This window comes from Fructilactobacillus sp. X3R2C1, from assembly GCF_059901235.1.
On sequence record NZ_JBWXVA010000063.1, the window covers coordinates 1 to 252 of the forward strand.

The 252-nt window shown below is 38.1% G+C and carries 1 protein-coding gene; it reads right to left on the reverse strand.

The window, feature by feature from the left end:
• A partial coding sequence (locus AC6UDB_RS07160) for a DsbA family protein (RefSeq protein ID WP_500709576.1) occupies positions 1-170 on the reverse strand: 170 nt, incomplete at its 3' end.
• Between the last annotated feature and the right edge of the window lie 82 nt (positions 171-252).

Below are 252 nucleotides of genomic sequence, written 5' to 3' on the forward strand. Positions count from 1 at the left end.
GTTTCTGGTTCACCAGAAGCGGTAGGATCAAGTTCGAAACTATTGTAATGAACTTCAACGTCATCTTTATGATCGAAATCAGCGAGTGCTTGCTTAAAGTGAGCACGACCGATGTAACAGAATGGGCAGGCGATATCTGACCAAACTTGTACTTCCATTTTCTTTGCCATTTGATTACCTCCTCCATCAAATTTACTAACTAAACTATAGTATGCAATTGGATCAATCACAATTATATTGACTGGAAATTAC